Origin of the sequence: Pseudosulfitobacter pseudonitzschiae, from assembly GCF_002222635.1 — a bacterium.
In the GTDB taxonomy this organism is placed as follows: Bacteria; Pseudomonadota; Alphaproteobacteria; order Rhodobacterales; family Rhodobacteraceae; genus Pseudosulfitobacter; species Pseudosulfitobacter pseudonitzschiae_A.
Genome location: NZ_CP022415.1, coordinates 1,689,359 through 1,705,939 on the forward strand (window position 1 = coordinate 1,689,359; position 16,581 = coordinate 1,705,939).

Genomic DNA, 16,581 nt, shown 5'->3' on the forward strand with positions numbered 1-16,581 from the left:
GGACCCCGACCGATGCTTTATCCAGATGCCGCAAGCTGGCGCGCTGCCAAGGAAAAATCTGTGCTTGTCTATGGCATGTCAGGTTTGGGAAAAACCCATATGTCGACGCTGTTGCGGGCTTCGGGCGACTGGTTCCACTACTCGATCGATTACCGCATCGGCACGCGTTATATGGGCGAATATATTGCCGACAACGCCAAGGCCGAGGCGATGAAGGTGCCGTTCCTGCGCAATCTGTTGATGACCGACAGTATCTATATCGGATCCAACATCACCTTTGACAATCTATCGCCCGTCGCCACCTATCTGGGTAAGCCGGGCGATCCGGAGCTTGGTGGTCTGCCCATCGCTGAATACACCCGCAGACAAGAGCAGTTCCGCAAGGCCGAGATCAACGCCCTGCGCGACACCGCGTATTTCGCCGAACGTGGGCGCGCGCTGTACGGCTATCCGCATTTCATTTGTGACACCGGCGGGTCGATCTGCGAATGGGTCGATGCAAACGACGATCACGATGTGCTGATGACCGAACTTTCGGCGTGCTGCCTGCCGGTATGGATCAAAGGCACCGAAGCCCACACCCAAGAGCTGATCCACCGCTTTGACAAAGCACCAAAACCGATGGCCTACCAGCCTGTATTCCTGACACAGTGCTGGCAGGAATATCTTGCGGAAACAGGGCTTTCCGAGACCGCCGTGAACCCCGACAGCTTTATCCGCTGGACCTATGCGCGCGCGCTGGCCCACCGTCAGCCGCGCTATGAGGCCATGTCGCGCTGGGGTATTACGGTGACCGCCGACGAGGTTGCGGCCATGAAATCCCCAGCCGATTTCCAAGACCTGATCGCCGCAGCCCTTGAGCGGCGCACGCAAAACCCTATCTGAACCTCTCCTGAACAAGTCCGGACCGAAAAAATGCCCATCAAGATCCCATCCACCCTGCCCGCTTACGACGTGCTGACCCGCGAGGGCGTGATGGTTGTGGACGAGGAACTGGCCGCAAGTCAGGACATTCGCCCGCTGCGCATCGCGCTGCTGAATTTGATGCCCAAGAAAATCCAGACGGAAACCCAGTTTGCCCGTCTGATCGGTGCGACCCCGCTGCAAATCGAATTCAGCCTGATCCGCATGTCCGATCACAACACCCGCAACACCGCCGCCGAACATATGGAAAGTTTTTACCGCCCGTTTTCCGAAGTCACCGAAGAAAAGTTCGACGGGCTGATCATCACCGGCGCACCGATCGAACATCTCGACTTTGACGAGGTCGGCTATTGGGACGAGTTGCAGCGCGTGATGGACTGGACCCAGACCAACGTGCATTCCACCTTTGGCGTGTGCTGGGGCGGGATGGCGATGATAAACCACTTTCACGGCGTGAAAAAACACATGTTGGACAAAAAGGCATTCGGCTGCTTCCGGCACCGCAACCTTGCGCCTGCATCCCCCTATCTGCGTGGTTTTTCAGATGATTGCGTTATTCCCGTCAGCCGCTGGACCGAAATGCGGCAGGCCGAAGTCGACAGCGTCGACAGCTTGCGCACCCTGCTAGGCAGTGACGAGGTCGGTCCCTGTCTGGTCGAGGATGTGAATCATCGCGCGTTGTATATCTTCAACCACTTCGAATACGACAGTGACACGCTGAAGCAGGAATACGATCGCGACGTGGCCGCCGGCACCGAAATCAACGTGCCGATGAACTATTACCCCCACGATGACCCCAGCCAACCACCGCAAAACCGCTGGCGCAGTCATGCGCACCTTTTGTACGGGAACTGGATCAATGAAATCTACCAGTCGACACCCTTTGATCTGGCCAAAATTGGAACGTAAATTGTTGATCTGGGGTGTTGTTCTCGGGCTGGCGCTTGTGGCCACCGTGCAGATTTCTGCGCATTTGCGCGAGACGCGGGCCGAGCAAAGTCACCCTCCTGTCGGGCAGGTTCTGGATGTTAACGGCACCAAGGTCCACGCAGTGGTCATGGGCCAAGGCCCCGATCTGGTGCTGATCCACGGTGCGGGCGGCAATGTGCGCGACTTTATCTTTAATTTTTCTGAACGCCTGACCGATCGCTATCGCGTGATCCTGTTCGACCGCCCCGGATTGGGTTGGACAGAACGGCCCCGTGATGCCTTCGGCGGCGCGTGGGCCTCCGAGGGCACCTCGCCGCAGGCGCAGGCCGCCCTGCTGCAAGCTGCCTCCGACCAGTTGGGCGTCAGCAATCCGGTTGTTCTGGGCCACAGCTTTGGCGGCTCTGTCGCGCTTGCGTGGGCGCTGGCGCGACCGGATGACACCGCCGCCGTGGTCATGGTTGCCGGTGTAGCGCAGCCGTGGCCGGGCGATCTGGGACCGTTCTATACCGTTCTGGGGGCACCTTGGGGCGGTGCGCTGGTTGTGCCGCTGATCACCGCCTTTACCCCCCGTCCCTATGTAAAAAACCGCATCGACAGCATCTTTGCGCCGCAATCCGCACCCGAAGGCTATGCCGATTATATCGGTGCTGGCCTGTCGATGCGTCGCACCACCCTGCGCGCCAATGTGCGGCAGGTGAACACCCTGCGCCCTCATATGGTGGCAATGAAGGCGCAACTGCCAAGCCTGACCATGCCCTTCGAGATCATCCACGGTGATGCAGACGACACTGTGCCGCTGACGGTCCATTCGGTCCCGCTTTCGCAACAGGTGCCGGGTGCCAACCTGACCGTACTGCCCGGCGTCGGCCACATGCCCCAACACGTCGATCCGCGGGCCGTAACCGACGCAATCGACCGTGCCGCACAACGTGCGGGTTTGCGTTAAGCGCGCCGCCGCACCATATTGATGTTAATTCAAGTCACTTCAGGGGAGCACGCCGCGTGACCAAACCATTCGACGGCACCATCAGCGCATTTGCCGAAAGCCAAGCACCCGAAGACATCCGCAAGACCATCGCGCGGGCCGACAAGGACGACGTGCTGTCCGACAGCTATCCCCACTCCGAGCGCATGTCGCGCAAAGCCTATGACAAGCAGATGGAACAGTTGCAGATCGAACTGGTCAAAATGCAAGCTTGGGCGTTGGAAAGCGGGGCCCGCGTAGTCTGTGTATTCGAGGGACGCGACGCGGCTGGCAAAGGTGGCACAATCAAACGGTTCCGCGAAAACCTGAACCCGCGCAGCGCCAATGTGGTAGCTCTGCCGAAACCCACCGAAAAGGAGGCCGGCGAGTGGTATTTTCAACGTTACATCAGACGCTTGCCCACTGCGGGCACAATCGCGTTTTATGATCGCAGTTGGTACAATCGTGGCGTCGTTGAAAAAGTATTCGGCTTTTGCACCGACGCCCAACGCGACCATTTCTTTCAACAAGTGCAGCCGTTTGAAGACATGTTGGTGGATGACGGCATTCACCTGTTCAAGTTCTGGCTGAACGTGGGGCGCGCGGAACAACTGCGCCGGATGATGGACCGTGAAGCCGACCCGCTGAAACAATGGAAGCTCAGCTGGATCGACGTTGAAGGGCTGAAAAAATGGGACGATTATTCCACAGCCATCCGCGAGACGCTGGACCGGAGCCATTCGGATCACGCCCCTTGGACCATCGTGCGCTCTGACGACAAACGCCGTGCCCGTCTGGCCGCGATCCGCTGCGTGTTGCACGGGTTGGATTACAGCAACAAGGACGCCCAAGCCATTGGTGAGATTGACACTTCGATCTGCGGCGGACCGGACATCTGGGATGTCTAAGCGCGGCTATCACCATGGCAATCTGCGACAGGCCCTTGTCGATGCAGCGCTTGAGCTGATCGAAGCCAAGGGCCCCACCGGCTTTACCCTGTCGGAGGCGGCCAAACAGGCGGGCGTGACACCTGCAGCTGTCTACCGCCACTTCGAAGGGCGCGAAGACCTGATTGCCGAAGCTGCCCTGCAAGGCTACGAGATTTTCTCGGACCTGATGGATTATGCCTATCAATCCGGCCAACCCTCGGCGCTGGCCGCGTTCGAGGCGACAGGCCGCGCCTATCTGGCCTTTGCGCGCAAACATCCTGGCCACTATATCGCGATGTTCGAAAGCGGCATTTCGATCAACCGCACACCCGAACTGGCCGCCGCAGCCAACCGTGCCAACGGTGTGCTGGAAAAAGCTGCGGGCGATCTGTCGCAACACATCCCCGCCGACAAACGCCCACCCGCCTCGATGTTCAGTGCCCACATCTGGGCCATGAGCCACGGCGTCGTCGAACTGTTCGCACGTAACAGCCCCGGCCGCGCCAGCCCGTTCCCGCCCGAAGATCTTTTGGAAAGCGGCATCGGTATTTATCTGCGTGGCCTGGGATTGGTGGCGCCGGACAACTGAAGTCAAACAGTAAACTCTTGTGACAGCGCCCCCCTTGACCTATCAACTTCAAGGAAATGCACATTAGAGTGAATTCCCTGTTTATGACCAATATCTTTTCGAATGCGACCATCACCCGCAAAGACCGTCTGCGCGATCTGAAAGCACGTGAAACCAGCTATTTTGATCTGGGGTTCATCAAGGCGATACCGCCAGAACACCGCAGCGCCTGCATTGATTTGCTGGATCAGTCAAAATCACAACTGCGGCAAGATCTGTTCGCCCTGTCGAAGCTGAATTTTATAAAAGGCGGCTTTTTCGTTGAATTCGGCGCTACCAACGGAGTCGAATTGAACAATACGTGGTTGATGGAAACCGCCTTTGACTGGACTGGCATCCTTGCCGAACCTGCCCGCAACTGGCAGGCTGATCTGGTGGCAAACCGCAAATGCGCCATCGAAAAGCTCTGTGTCTGGCGCGCGTCGAGCGAGACCCTTAAGTTCACCGAAGCGCCCCGTGGCGTGAACTCGGCGATTTCCAGCTTTGTGAAAAAGTCACGCAAACTGCGTGGCACAACCTATGATGTCACCACTATTTCGTTGAACGACCTGTTGTCAAAACATGGCGCGCCGGACGTGATCGACTATATGTCTGTCGACACCGAAGGCAGCGAATTCGACATCCTCAACGCGGTTGATTTCGACCGCTGGTCGTTTCGCATCATGACGGTCGAACACAACTATGCCCCTCAGCGTGAAAATATCTACAACCTGCTGACCTCCAAAGGTTATGTGCGCGTCCTGGAAGATGTTTCGCGCTTTGATGACTGGTATGTCAAACCCGACTGACGCGGCGGAGAACCTGCACTAAAAAAGGGCGATTTCGCCTATCGGCGGCCTTGGAAACGGGGCGGCTGCCTTTTGCGTTGCAGGCCCCAATGTAATACCTTAGTCAAAGACTCACTCAAAACAGTCCCAGCAAGTCCCCGATCAGCCACGGACCTCTCACTGAAAGCACACATATGACGATCAAAACCCTCCTCGGCGCGGGCCTGTCCGCGACGCTTCTCGCTGGTACGGCCTTTGCTCAGGAAAACATTGCTGTTGGTGCCGACCCGATCTTTGATCCGGTTCAGGACCGCCCCGGCTTGTCCTGGTCCGCAGGCATCGCCGCCACAGCGCGTTTTGTCACATCAGACAATCTGGACCACGCCGAAAACGAACTCGAAGGGTTTGTCGAACTGGCCTATGCAGGGTTTCACACAGGTCTGACCGTCACGACCCTGTACCAAGATCCCGCAGATGACGTGGAATACGAGGCCAATCTGGGCTATGGCGCGGAATTCGGCAACGGCATGTCGTGGGATCTGACATATGGTTATATCTGGTTGAACAACACCGCTGGCCATTCGGAAGAAATCACCGCCACGTTGGCGTTTCCTGTCACCGACACGGTTGATGGTGCCTTTGCCATAATCGTCGACCCCGACACCGGCAAGAGCGATCAGGAGTTCGCATTCGAAGCAGGGCTGAACGACCGTTGGTCGCTGGTGGGTCTGGTGGGCAACTCTGACCGTGACAACAACGTCTATGGCGAATTGGGCGCGGTTTATGCCATTTCGGACAGCACCGCGTTTCAGGTTCTCTACGAAGACACAAATGACAGCGGCGGTCTACTGGGCTTTACCGTTTCCTACGCTTTCGGCGGCTGATCCAGCCACCTTCTAACCAGCAAAAGGCGCGTGATCCATTTGGATTGCGCGCCTTTCCTGTATCCACCTCATGCAGACACGAAAAAACCCGCGCCGGTGTGGCGCGGGTTTTCCCAATTTCGACAGTAAAAAACGAATTAACGCTTCGAGAACTGGAAGCTCTTACGGGCTTTGGCCTTGCCGTATTTCTTACGTTCCACAACGCGGCTGTCGCGTGTCAGGAAGCCTGCAGCTTTCAACGCGCCGCGCAGGCTGGGGTCGTAGAGTTGCAGCGCTTTGGATACGCCGTGCTTGACCGCACCGGCCTGACCGGACAGACCGCCGCCCTTGACTGTGGCAACCACGTCAAATTCGCCTTCGACACCGGCAACGGTGAAGGGCTGGGCCAGAATCATCTGCAGAACCGGACGGGCAAAGTATGTGTTCATCTCTTTGCCGTTCACGGTGACCTTGCCCGAACCGGGTTTGATCCAGACGCGGGCAACCGCATCTTTCCGTTTACCTGTGGCATAGGACCGGCCGAATTCGTCACGAACGGGCTCGCGCGGGGTCAGGTCTGTTTCTGTGCCTTGCACGCCACCGACGTTTTCAGTCACGGCAGCTTGCAGGTCTTCGAGTGTGTTGATTTCGTCGGCCATGCTTATGCGCTCCGCGTGTTTTTCTTGTTCATCGACTTAACGTCGAGAACTTCGGGGTTTTGCGCTTCGTGGGGGTGTTCGCCACCAGCATAGACGCGCAGGTTGGTCATAACCTGACGGCTCAGACGGTTGCCGGGCAGCATCCGCTTAACGGCCAGCGTGACCACACGCTCGGGGTGTGCACCTTCAAGGATTTGCTCTTTGGTGCGCGACTTGATGCCACCGGGGTGGCCGGTGTGCCAAAAGTGCTCTTCCTGACGCTTCTTGCCAGTCAGCTGCACCTTTTCGGCGTTGATGATGATCACGTTGTCACCCATGTCCATGTGGGGGGTAAACGACGGCTTGTGCTTGCCGCGCAGGCGGCTTGCGACGATCGTGGCAAGACGGCCCAGAACGATGCCTTCGGCGTCGATCAGGATCCATTTCTTGTCGATGTCCGCAGGTGTTGCGGTAAAGGTTTTCATTGCAGGAGTTTCCTGTTTGCTGTTGCGGAGCACGTCCGACGTGTCCCTAGTATGCGATGGGCGGGTTATATAGCACGCATACGGGCGGTCAAGCGGCGCAAACCTTTTAAAACTGTTTGAAATCAGCGTATTGCAAATAAGGTATTATTATACCCCACTTTCAGACGTTGATCTGCTCGGGTGGATTGTCCAGCAGCGCCCGCAAACGGCCCACCGCCGCCTCGAAGGTCTGCAAATGCACGCCAGCGTTGATGGCAAAGCGAATGGCATGAGTACTGCGCGCCTCGCGGCCTGCATATTCCTCGCCTGCGCGCACTTGCACGCCCTGTGCTTCGGCGGCCTGACAAAAAGCGGTCGCACGCCAGCCCTCGGGCAGCGGCAGCCAGACGAAAGGCACATTCTCGCGCCAACGCACGTCATAACCGCCAAGGATGTTCACAGCCGATTGCACATACTGGTTGATACCCGCCTGCACCTGCGCTGTCAGGGTTGGCAATTGCGGATGGGCAAGCAGGGCCGCCGTCAGATCCAAGATCGGCGTGGGCAAACCAAAAAACGCATGTTCCGCCGCACGGCGTAGCGGTGCCGCCCTGCCGTGCGGGGCAATCGCCGCCCCGACGCGCAGCGCGGGCGTCAGAGATTTCGAGATTGACGAAACGTACCAGCCCCGCTCGGGCGCCAACATCCGATAGGATGGTGCTCGCGCCGCGGCAATCTGATAACAGTCGTCGTCGATAATTTGCAGATCGTAGGCGCGGGCCACTTCGACCAGTTCGCGGCGACGTTCCAGAGGTGTGAACAGACAAGTGGGATTATGAACCTCGGGCGAGGTGCAAAACACCTGTGCGTCATGGGCGGCGGCGGCGCGGGCCAGTGCTTCGGGGATGACGCCATGCGCATCCATCGCCACAGGCACCACATCGGCGCGCACCAGTTCAGCCGCCCGCCGGAAACCAGGATAGGACAGTTCTTCGACCAGCACCACTGGCTTGCGCCCCTTCAGCAGCGCCTGCATCAGCAACAAGATCGCGCTTTGCCCGCCATTGGCCAGCACCACATCGCCCTGATCCATATGCCCCAGTTGGGCCGCAGCCAGCCATGTCACCACCGCCTCGCGGGCGGGGCGCGCATTGGTCCGGTCGGGATAATGCATCATGCCCGAAGGTGGATCACGGGCGATATCAGCCAACAGGCCGCGAATAAGCTGCGCTTGGCCGACGCTGGGCAGATGCGGCGATACCATATTCACGCGCCAATCCTGCGCCTCACGATTATGAGCAGCGCTGTCGACCTCGATCGGCGGGGCAAAGGCTGTGTCTTCGTCCAACGGTGGCGCCACAAAGGTGCCACGTCCGACTTCGGCATTCAGCAGACCCTCGTCGGTCAGAATGGTATAGGCCCGCGCCACTGTGCCCGGCGTGATCTTCAACTGCCACGCCAGATCGCGCACGGGCGGCAACCGCGCGCCTTGGGACAAAGCCCCGTCCAATATCCCGTCACGAATGATCTGGGCCACAGCTTTGTACTTGGGGCCTGCGCCTGTGGGCAGCGTTTCGGGCCAAATTGTATCCATTACAATATTTCCATAGATTCTTTGTACCGGACTTTGTATCAATATTCATGGCAATAACGCCAAATTGTGTCAATACAATTCATCGGAAAAACCAAAGGAGATTTCCCATGGCACAGACAACAGCCCTTCCCGCCGACATCCTGATGCACCTGCGCGACACACGTTCGCTGCCAGTCATCTCTGTTGCCGCGATCAAGTTTGCCGTTGTTGTGTCAAAATGGGCCACACGCCGCCGCACGCGCCTGGCACTCAGCCAGTTGACGCCACAGCAGTTGGACGATGTGGGATTAACCCCGCGCACGGCTTTTATCGAGTCGCGCCGGGTATTCTGGCGGGCGTAACTTCCCTGTGACGCGCACCAGACCTCTTCCTTGCCGCCGGGTTCGCCCCGGCGGTCTTTTCATATGCGGCGCTCAGCGTGGCGGGATCGCATAGGTCAGGGTGGCGCGGGCAACAGGTGCGTCCATCCCGTATGAGCGTATTAATACATCCGTCACCGACAACAGTTTGCCCAGTTTCAGCACCGTGGCATCTGCAACCAGATCAACGCCCGCCGCCGGCTTGCGCATAAAGTCGATGGAACAATTCGTAGTCACCGCCAGCGCCTTGGGGCCGATCAGGGCCAGCGTCGCCAGATAGGCCGCCACATCCGCCAGCGCGAACATCGCAGGCCCCGACACAGTGCCACCCGGGCGCAAGTGCCGCTCGGCCACCGCCATACGCACACGGATCTTGCCACCGCCCACCTCCTCGACGATGAAATCGTTTGCAACCTGATCAAATTCGGCCACCAAAAAGGCCATCAGATCTTCTGCACTCATTACCGTTTGCATGTCTTTCCCTCTGTCCGTCCCTGTCTTAAGGTCACGATCAAACAGCTGGAGGGCAAGATGGCAATTCTTGAACGTAAGGTCACGGATGGTGTGGCCCATCTGACCATGAATGCGCCCGAACGGCTGAATGCCCTGTCAGACGAAATGATTCTGGCGCTGCACACCACCTTGGATGACATCGCCGAAACCCGCAGCATCCGCGCGGTGATTCTGTCAGGCAACGGCAAGGCGTTCTGCGCGGGCCACGATCTGAAACAGATGACCGAAGGCCGCCAAAAGCCAGACGGCGGCAGAGGGTATTTCGCCGATCTGTTCAACCGCTGCGCGTCAATGATGGCGCGTGTCCAATCCCTGCCCCAGCCGGTAATCGCACAAGTCCACGGCATCGCCACGGCCGCAGGTTGTCAATTGGTTGCCACCTGCGACATGGCCATCGCGGCCACCGGCACACGGTTTGGCGTCAACGGCGTGAACATCGGGCTGTTCTGCTCAACCCCGATGGTGGCGCTGACCCGCAATATTCCACGCAAACAGGCGTTTGAAATGTTGACCACCGGCCATTTCATCGAAGCCGATCGCGCCGAGGCGCTTGGCCTGATCAACCGCGCGGTGCTGCCCGAACATCTGGCGGCAGAGACACAAGAGCTTGCCACGACGGTTGCCTCGAAACTGGGGACTGCGGTGAAAATCGGCAAACAGGCGTTCTACGAGCAATTGTCGATGACCACCGATGCGGCCTATGCGCATACGGGCGATGTCATGGTTGAAAATATGCTGCACCAAGACACCCAAGAAGGAATTGCGGCGTTTCTGGACAAACGTGATCCACGTTGGGAACAATAAGATGAAAACGGCTGGCATTGTGCAAGGCTCTGTATTGCAACGGCTTTCAGCCATATTAGCAATTGTTTCCAATTTGATACGGATTGTCCCGGCGGAATCTCTGGCAAATCGGGCAATACTGTGTCACAAAGTAGACAAGCCAAATGGCCCAATTCCATTTTGGGTCGCCGTCGGCGGAAGGTCCCTCCAGGTCAACTCTCACTGACCGACCATTCCCGCAGCGGCGACCCCAAAATACCCCCTGACATTCCCGCAAAACCTGACCGTTGGCGGCCTTTGCATGTCTGCGCCCCGTTGCGCATGGACGCGCCCTGCCCTACATCAACCGGATGACAGATACCCTTCATATCGTGGGCGGCGGCATGGCCGGGTCCGAAGCAGCATGGCAGGCCGCCAATATGGGCGTGCAGGTCGTCATTCATGAAATGCGCCCCAAGGTCGGCACCTTTGCCCACCAAACCGGCCTTTTGGGCGAGATGGTGTGCTCAAACTCGTTCCGCTCTGACGACAGCGAACAAAACGCCGTGGGCCTGCTGCATTGGGAAATGCGCGCGGCGGGCGGGCTGATTATGGCAATGGCAGACAAACATCGCCTGCCCGCCGGTGGCGCGCTGGCCGTGGACCGCGAGGCCTTTGCGCAATCTGTCACCGACACGCTGCTGGCGCATCCGAATATTTCTGTGGAATATGGCGAGATCACCGAATTGCCCGACGATGGTACATGGATCTTTGCCACCGGCCCGCTGACATCGACCGCGCTGGGTCAGGCCATCGCCAAAGAGACCGGCGCCGAGGCGCTGGCCTTTTTCGACGCCATCGCCCCCATCGTCTACCATGAAAGCATCGACATGGAACGCGCGTGGATGCAGTCGCGCTATGACAAAGGCGAAACCGAGGAAGAGCGCACTGCCTACCTCAATTGCCCGATGGACAAGGAACAATACGACGCCTTCATCGACGCCCTGCTGGCCGCCGACAAAACCGAGTTTCACGAAGGCGAAACCGCGGGCTATTTCGACGGCTGTCTGCCGATCGAGGTGATGGCAGAACGCGGGCGCGAAACCCTGCGCCACGGCCCAATGAAACCAGTGGGCCTGACCAACCCGCACCAGCCCGACGTCAAGGCACATGCCGTCGTCCAACTGCGCCGCGACAACAAGCTGGGCACGCTGTATAATATCGTCGGATTTCAGACAAAAATGAAATACGGCGCACAGACCGAAGTGTTCAAGATGATCCCCGGTCTGGAAAACGCCAGCTTTGCCCGTCTGGGCGGCATCCATCGCAACACATTTCTCAACAGCCCCACGCTACTTGATGGCCAGATGCGCCTGCGTTCGCGCCCCAATGTACGGTTCGCGGGTCAGATCACCGGGGTCGAGGGCTATGTCGAATCGTCTGCGATGGGCCTGTTGGCGGGCCGTATGGCCGCAACCGAACTGCTGGGCGGATCGCTGGACACCCCGCCCGACACCACCGCGATGGGCGCGCTGATCACCCATATTTCCGGCGGCGCCGAAGCCAAAACCTTTCAGCCGATGAACGTGAATTTTGGTCTGTTCCCCCCCGTCGACGGGCTGAAAGGCGGACGTCGCGGCCGCAAGGACCGCTACAAAGCCTATACCGACCGCGCCAAGGCAGATTGGCAAGGCTGGTTGGCCCCGCAGGCCGTGATTGCCTAGCGCAGACTGGACGATAGGATCACTTGGCCCTACGATTGTTCCATGTCTTCTTTTTTGAACAAAGCCTTCGCAGCCAGCGATGCGCACGAAACACGCAAAGTTTACGACGACTGGGCCACCAGCTACGAGGCCGAGATTGTCGAACACGGCTATGTCACCCCCGACCGCTGCGCCGCTGCCTTGCACCGGTTTGCAGATGGACCCGACGCCCCCGTGCTGGACTTTGGCTGTGGCACGGGCCTGTCGGGTCAATCGCTGCACCAGGCAGGGTTCAAGGTGATTGACGGCGTTGATCTGTCTTCCCAGATGTTGACCTGCGCACGCGCCAAAGGCGTCTATCGCAATCTCACGCAGGTCGAAGCCGGTGCCGCCTTGCCCTTTGAAGACGGTGCCTACACGCTGTTCAGCGCCGTGGGTGCGATTGGCGCAGGGGCCGCCCCTGCGGGAATGTTGCACACGCTGATGCGCAAACTGCCCAAAGGGGGCAAGCTGGTGTTTTCGCTGAACGACCACACGCTAAAGGAACCCGCCTTTGAAGGGGCGCTATCCGAATGGATCGACTGCGGTGCCGCACGTCTTCTGTTTCGTGAAGATGGCCCGCATCTGCCCGGAATCAACTTGAACGCCGCCGTATATGTGATTGAAAAAGCGTGATATTCACAACTCGTTTTGCGCCATCTCCAACGGGGCCATTGCATTTGGGCCATGCCTATTCCGCGTTATTGGCGCATGGAATGGCACAAGACCACGGCGGGCGGTTCTTGCTGCGGATCGAAGACATCGACACCTCGCGCGCGCGCTGTGCATTTGAAGCGCAGATATATGATGATCTGGCGTGGCTGGGCCTGACGTGGGAAACGCCTGTCCTTCGCCAATCAGACAACATGAACAACTACCGGCAAGCCATTGACAAGTTGTGGAAATCAGGTCTTATTTATCCTTGCTCGTGCAATCGCCGCGACATTCAGGTGGCCCTGTCCGCTCCACAAGAAGGTGCGGTGCTTACCGGTCCTGACGGTCCGATCTATCCCGGAACGTGCCGCCATGTGCCGGATCCCGATGCGCCAATCCCCGACACCTCCGCCCTGCGCCTGAACATGGCCCGTACCATGCCACTGCTGCGCGATCTGCGCTACACTGAAACCGGCCTGAATGCGGGCACGGTTGATTTCAGCACCGAGGAACTGACACAAACACTGGGCGATATTGTGCTGGCCCGCCGCGACATGGGCACCTCCTATCACTTGTCCGTGGTGCTGGACGACGCAGTCCAAGATATCACTCACGTTGTGCGCGGTGCTGATCTGGCCGAAGCGACGCGCATTCATGTGGTCTTGCAGCGCCTGTTGCGCCTGCCCACTCCAGTCTATCACCATCACCGCCTGATCCGCGATAATGCTGGCAAACGGCTGGCCAAACGCGACGACGCCCGTGCCATCGCCAAATACCGCGCCGAGGGGTTCACGCCGCACGATATCCGAGGATGGGTCGGACTGGATTAATCCGGCAGCGCCCGCCACGGTTCGGAGACATCAGAGACCAACTTCCGTTGACATGAACCAACCCGTCAAAGGCCAGAGCCTGCGTTTTTTCTTTTGGAAAAACTTGTACCACACGAAGGGTACGTCGGCCCTGAACTACATCAAGTACCACTCATAACCGAATGTAATTTATTGTATAATTTCTTTCTCTCAGCTATATCTCATATCGCCGCACAGCCGATCACTAGCGTTCATCTCGATGTCAGCAGCAATCGCTTGGTGCAGAACACTTTATGGAGCGGCTTCCAATTCGATCACATCGCCACCGCGCACCGCGCGATAGAAACAGCTTTGCCGCCCGGTGTGGCAGGCTGGCCCCGTCTGGTTGACCACGACCAGCAGGCAATCGCTGTCGCAATCAAAACGGAAATCGACCAATTCCTGCACGTGCCCCGATGTCTCGCCCTTGATCCAGAATGCCTGACGTGAGCGGGACCAATAGGTGACCTTGCCGGTTTCCAGCGTTCGGGCAATGGAATCTGCGTTCATCCACGCCATCATCAGCACCTCGCCGGTGGTGACGTCCTGCGCGATTGCGGGGATCAGCCCTGCGTCGTTATAGGTTAGCGTCGCGGGATCAAAACTTTGGCGGGACATCACAGAAAACCTTTTTGCATCTTGGGCCGAGGCGCTTATGTATCAAGCCAGACCGAAAGGAAAGCGGACATGGCTGACAGCGACCTTATCAAACTTTACTCGGGCCAGATTTTGGCGCTGGCCACCAATATCCCCCACCGCGAGCGGCTTGCCTCTCCTGGTGCCACGGTCAAGAAACGTGCGCCGCTGTGCGGATCGACCGTGACGGTGGATGTCAGCGTGCAGGACGGTGTGATTGTGGCCTTTGGTCAAGATGTGAAGGCATGCGCGCTGGGTCAGGCAGCCGCAGCCGTAACCGGCGGCGCCGTGATCGGGCGCACGCTGGCCGAGGTTGAAACCGCCCGCGACCAGTTGCGCGCGATGCTAAAGGATGCAGGACCAGCGCCGCAGGCTCCGTTTGACGGCTATAAGGTGCTGGAACCGGCACGCGAATACCGCAACCGCCATGCGTCCATATTGCTAAGTATCGAAGCTGCCGCCGAGGCGACGCAACAGGCCTTGCAGGCCAATTGCGCCTGATATTAGGAACTTGTGAACCAATCGGTGCTAGCCAGTAAACACCAACTGGCGGGGCGAGATGACTACACATTCCGAGTTTTCCGAACTTCAACAGATCAACCGGCTGTCTGCGCGCGCGTCAGAATTGGGTTACGAAATTGTCGATCTCGCCGGGTTTTTGGACGTTGTCGAAACCCAGGCCCGCGAACAACGCACTGCGCTGGCGGCTCTGACCCAATCGGCCACCAAGATTGAAATTGCCAATGCGGAAGTCTGCGATGCCACCACAGCACTAACCAAAAGCACCCGCGATGCTGCGCAGAACGTGAAATCCTCGGCCAGTACCATACGCGGCCTTGGCACCCGAACCACCGAAGTTGCCGGTTGGGTGCAAGAGCTGCGCAAACGCACCCTGACCATCAGCGACACGCTGGACGCGGTGAATGACAACAACACCCAGATCGCAGCCATTGCGATGCAGGTGAACACTCTGGCCATCAACGCCAAGATCGAAGCGGCCCGCGCGGGCGACAGCGGGCGCGGCTTTGCCGTGGTGGCCGAAGCAATCAACGAATTGAGCCAGAAAACCAAGGACGCCGCCACCCGCATCACCCGCAACATCGAGGCACTGACCGACTGGATGACCCAACTGGGCACCGAGGCAAAGACCATCGCGACCACCGCTGGAACTGTTATTGATCTGACCGCCGCCAGCGACACCGCGCTGACCCAGATCGAAAGCTCGATGCAGGGGGCCTTTGATCAGGTTGAAAAAATCGCCGATCGCGCACAGGTGGTGGATGTGGCGATGGCCAGCTTCTCGCCAAACCTTGCGGGGATCGAAACTGCGGTCACACTTACCACCAGAGGCATCAAATCCACGCACCAGCGGATCAACCGTTTGATTGACCGATCGGAACAGATCGTACAGACCAGTGCGGCATTAGGCGGCACCACCAAAGACGCACCGCTGATCGACTATGTGCGGCAAAGCGCGGCCACCGCCAGCACCCGTCTGGAACAGGCTCTTGCCCAAGGGCGAATCACGCGTACACAGATGTTCGACCGCACCTACCGGCCGGTGCCGGGCAGTGCGCCGGAACAGGTCATGACCGGCTTTACCACGCTGATGGATCAGGTGATGCCGGACATTCAGGAACCCGCGTTGCGCTTTGACGATCGTGTGGTGTTCTGTGCTGCGGTGGATGTGAACGGCTATTTACCGACGCACAATCGCAAATTCTCGCAGCCGCAGGGGCCCGATCCGGTGTGGAATGTAGCCAACTGCCGCAATCGACGCATTTTTGATGATCGCGTCGGCCTGAAGGCGGGGCGCAACACCGATCCGTTTCTGTTACAGGTCTACCGCCGCGACATGGGGGGCGGCAATTTCACCATGATGAAGGATCTGTCGGCCCCGATCATTATCAACGGCACCCATTGGGGCGGCTTGCGGCTGGCCTATACGTTCTGACGCAACAAAAAAAACGCCGCGCATCCCGTATAGGATGGCGGCGCAGGAAAAGCGGCTATCGTGTGGGATCCGGAATGTCCAGCCAAGGGGGATCTTGGTTAACTTGGGACAGGCAATCCCGTTAAAGCGCATCAATTTGGGACAGATACGCCGGACAGCCGGCACGACATCGCAGGCAGAAAATCAGACAAATGCAGGCAGGTGCAATCCGACAACCAGCATCACCATCAAAGCAGCAGCGCCCATCGCATCTTGCAACAATGTGCTTTCAGCGCGGGTGGCGATGGATTTGATCATTCGCATGGTGGTCATCTGGGCATCTCCCGTTCTTTGTTGCCCCTTTGTTCTCACATCCTTAACGCTCTGTAAAGAACTTTATAGGAACATTTGCGAACTTAGTGGAAGATCAAAA

General features: G+C 58.5%; 20 protein-coding genes. 14 read left to right on the forward strand and 6 right to left on the reverse strand.

Annotated elements, in window-relative coordinates; all coding sequences use genetic code 11:
- Positions 1–12: 12 nt before the first annotated feature.
- The 7 genes from SULPSESMR1_RS08190 to SULPSESMR1_RS08220 all read left to right on the forward strand — a co-directional run bounded on the left by SULPSESMR1_RS08190 (position 13) and on the right by SULPSESMR1_RS08220 (position 6,026).
- Positions 13–885: an ATPase gene (locus SULPSESMR1_RS08190; protein WP_089420372.1), complete on the forward strand. Its 873-nt coding sequence runs from the start codon at positions 13–15 to the stop codon at positions 883–885.
- A 30-nt stretch (positions 886–915) separates the two neighbouring features.
- Entirely contained in the window at positions 916–1,833 is a 918-nt protein-coding gene (metA, locus tag SULPSESMR1_RS08195; protein ID WP_089420373.1) for a homoserine O-acetyltransferase MetA, read from the forward strand.
- On the forward strand, positions 1,784–2,800 hold the full coding sequence (locus SULPSESMR1_RS08200; protein ID WP_089420374.1) for an alpha/beta fold hydrolase: 1,017 nt from the start codon (positions 1,784–1,786) through the stop codon (positions 2,798–2,800). The genes metA and SULPSESMR1_RS08200 overlap by 50 nt, the downstream gene beginning before the upstream one ends.
- A 56-nt stretch (positions 2,801–2,856) precedes the next feature.
- Positions 2,857–3,726, forward strand: coding sequence for a polyphosphate kinase 2 (ppk2, locus tag SULPSESMR1_RS08205; protein ID WP_089420375.1), 870 nt, complete (start codon positions 2,857–2,859; stop codon positions 3,724–3,726).
- Complete coding sequence (locus SULPSESMR1_RS08210) at positions 3,719–4,336, forward strand: TetR/AcrR family transcriptional regulator (protein ID WP_089420376.1); 618 nt, start codon at positions 3,719–3,721, stop codon at positions 4,334–4,336. Before ppk2 ends, SULPSESMR1_RS08210 begins: the two co-directional genes overlap by 8 nt.
- An 83-nt stretch (positions 4,337–4,419) precedes the next feature.
- The gene (locus SULPSESMR1_RS08215) at positions 4,420–5,163 is read left to right on the forward strand and encodes an FkbM family methyltransferase (RefSeq protein WP_089420377.1); all 744 of its coding nucleotides are present in this window, start codon (positions 4,420–4,422) and stop codon (positions 5,161–5,163) included.
- Positions 5,164–5,336: 173 nt separating this feature from the next.
- On the forward strand, positions 5,337–6,026 hold the full coding sequence (locus SULPSESMR1_RS08220) for a hypothetical protein (protein WP_089420378.1): 690 nt from the start codon (positions 5,337–5,339) through the stop codon (positions 6,024–6,026).
- Positions 6,027–6,163: 137 nt separating this feature from the next.
- Here SULPSESMR1_RS08220 and rpsI read toward each other — a convergent pair whose 3' ends face one another.
- The 3 genes from rpsI to SULPSESMR1_RS08235 all read right to left on the reverse strand — a co-directional run bounded on the left by rpsI (position 6,164) and on the right by SULPSESMR1_RS08235 (position 8,701).
- Entirely contained in the window at positions 6,164–6,664 is a 501-nt protein-coding gene (gene rpsI / locus SULPSESMR1_RS08225) for a 30S ribosomal protein S9 (protein WP_089420379.1), read from the reverse strand.
- A gap of 2 nt (positions 6,665–6,666) precedes the next feature.
- Positions 6,667–7,128 carry a 50S ribosomal protein L13 gene (rplM, locus tag SULPSESMR1_RS08230; RefSeq protein WP_089420380.1) on the reverse strand — a complete coding sequence of 154 codons (462 nt, stop codon included), beginning with the start codon at positions 7,126–7,128 and terminating at the stop codon, positions 6,667–6,669.
- Between the two features lie 160 nt (positions 7,129–7,288).
- Positions 7,289–8,701 (reverse strand): PLP-dependent aminotransferase family protein, encoded by a 1,413-nt coding sequence (locus tag SULPSESMR1_RS08235; RefSeq protein WP_089420381.1) that lies wholly within the window; start codon positions 8,699–8,701, stop codon positions 7,289–7,291.
- 107 nt (positions 8,702–8,808) lie between these two features.
- Between SULPSESMR1_RS08235 and SULPSESMR1_RS08240 the strand changes: the two genes are divergently transcribed.
- Positions 8,809–9,042 (forward strand): DUF1127 domain-containing protein, encoded by a 234-nt coding sequence (locus SULPSESMR1_RS08240; protein ID WP_089420382.1) that lies wholly within the window; start codon positions 8,809–8,811, stop codon positions 9,040–9,042.
- A 72-nt stretch (positions 9,043–9,114) separates the two neighbouring features.
- On the opposite strand, the gene SULPSESMR1_RS08245 is transcribed toward SULPSESMR1_RS08240, so the two are convergent.
- On the reverse strand, positions 9,115–9,534 hold the full coding sequence (locus SULPSESMR1_RS08245) for a PaaI family thioesterase (RefSeq protein WP_089420383.1): 420 nt from the start codon (positions 9,532–9,534) through the stop codon (positions 9,115–9,117).
- 57 nt (positions 9,535–9,591) lie between these two features.
- On the opposite strand from SULPSESMR1_RS08245, the gene SULPSESMR1_RS08250 reads away from it, so the two are divergent.
- The 4 genes from SULPSESMR1_RS08250 to gluQRS all read left to right on the forward strand — a co-directional run bounded on the left by SULPSESMR1_RS08250 (position 9,592) and on the right by gluQRS (position 13,561).
- Positions 9,592–10,377, forward strand: a complete 786-nt coding sequence (locus tag SULPSESMR1_RS08250) for an enoyl-CoA hydratase (RefSeq protein ID WP_089422230.1) — start codon at positions 9,592–9,594, stop codon at positions 10,375–10,377.
- Between the two features lie 329 nt (positions 10,378–10,706).
- Positions 10,707–12,059, forward strand: coding sequence for a methylenetetrahydrofolate--tRNA-(uracil(54)-C(5))-methyltransferase (FADH(2)-oxidizing) TrmFO (gene trmFO, locus SULPSESMR1_RS08255; RefSeq protein WP_089422231.1), 1,353 nt, complete (start codon positions 10,707–10,709; stop codon positions 12,057–12,059).
- 42 nt (positions 12,060–12,101) lie between these two features.
- Positions 12,102–12,713 (forward strand): class I SAM-dependent DNA methyltransferase, encoded by a 612-nt coding sequence (locus SULPSESMR1_RS08260; protein WP_089420384.1) that lies wholly within the window; start codon positions 12,102–12,104, stop codon positions 12,711–12,713.
- The gene (gluQRS, locus tag SULPSESMR1_RS08265; RefSeq protein ID WP_089420385.1) at positions 12,710–13,561 is read left to right on the forward strand and encodes a tRNA glutamyl-Q(34) synthetase GluQRS; all 852 of its coding nucleotides are present in this window, start codon (positions 12,710–12,712) and stop codon (positions 13,559–13,561) included. The genes SULPSESMR1_RS08260 and gluQRS overlap by 4 nt, the downstream gene beginning before the upstream one ends.
- A 270-nt stretch (positions 13,562–13,831) precedes the next feature.
- On the opposite strand, the gene hisI is transcribed toward gluQRS, so the two are convergent.
- On the reverse strand, positions 13,832–14,197 hold the full coding sequence (gene hisI, locus SULPSESMR1_RS08270; RefSeq protein ID WP_089420386.1) for a phosphoribosyl-AMP cyclohydrolase: 366 nt from the start codon (positions 14,195–14,197) through the stop codon (positions 13,832–13,834).
- Positions 14,198–14,266: 69 nt separating this feature from the next.
- Between hisI and SULPSESMR1_RS08275 the strand changes: the two genes are divergently transcribed.
- Positions 14,267–14,716: an iron-sulfur cluster assembly scaffold protein gene (locus SULPSESMR1_RS08275; protein WP_089420387.1), complete on the forward strand. Its 450-nt coding sequence runs from the start codon at positions 14,267–14,269 to the stop codon at positions 14,714–14,716.
- Between the two features lie 58 nt (positions 14,717–14,774).
- Positions 14,775–16,169, forward strand: coding sequence for a methyl-accepting chemotaxis protein (locus SULPSESMR1_RS08280; RefSeq protein ID WP_089420388.1), 1,395 nt, complete (start codon positions 14,775–14,777; stop codon positions 16,167–16,169).
- 183 nt (positions 16,170–16,352) lie between these two features.
- Here SULPSESMR1_RS08280 and SULPSESMR1_RS25720 read toward each other — a convergent pair whose 3' ends face one another.
- The gene (locus SULPSESMR1_RS25720; RefSeq protein ID WP_275888355.1) at positions 16,353–16,481 is read right to left on the reverse strand and encodes a hypothetical protein; all 129 of its coding nucleotides are present in this window, start codon (positions 16,479–16,481) and stop codon (positions 16,353–16,355) included.
- Positions 16,482–16,581: the final 100 nt, after the last annotated feature.